This is a genomic window from Myceligenerans pegani, assembly GCF_014892515.1.
Taxonomy (GTDB): domain Bacteria; phylum Actinomycetota; class Actinomycetes; order Actinomycetales; family Cellulomonadaceae; genus Myceligenerans; species Myceligenerans pegani.
Genome location: NZ_JADBGR010000012.1, coordinates 1 through 343, shown reverse-complemented (window position 1 = coordinate 343; position 343 = coordinate 1). Strand labels below are relative to the sequence as shown.

Annotated in this window: 1 protein-coding gene; it reads right to left on the bottom strand. The window is 72.0% G+C overall.

Going from position 1 to position 343, the window contains the following annotated elements; all coding sequences use genetic code 11:
- Positions 1-343: beta-ketoacyl synthase N-terminal-like domain-containing protein (locus tag IIE03_RS00460; protein ID WP_318842707.1), on the bottom strand; the 343-nt coding region annotated here is incomplete at both ends.

Genomic DNA, 343 nt, shown 5'->3' with positions numbered 1-343 from the left:
AGCGCCTGGCGGATCACCCGCTCCTGCGACGGACCGTTCGGCGCCGTCAACCCGTTCGACGCACCGTCCTGATTCACCGCCGAACCGTTGAGGATGCCGAGCACGCGGTGACCCTTCCTCCGGGCGTCCGACATGCGCTCCACGACCAGCAGCCCCACGCCCTCGGACCAGCCCGTGCCGTCCGCATCGGCCGCGAACGACTTGCACCGGCCGTCCGGCGACAGCCCCCGCTGCCGCGAGAACTCCACGAACGTGTTCGGCGACGACATCACCGTCACGCCGCCGGCGAGCGCCAGGTCGCACTCCCCGCTCCGCAGCGACGCGGCCGCCAGATGCAACGCCA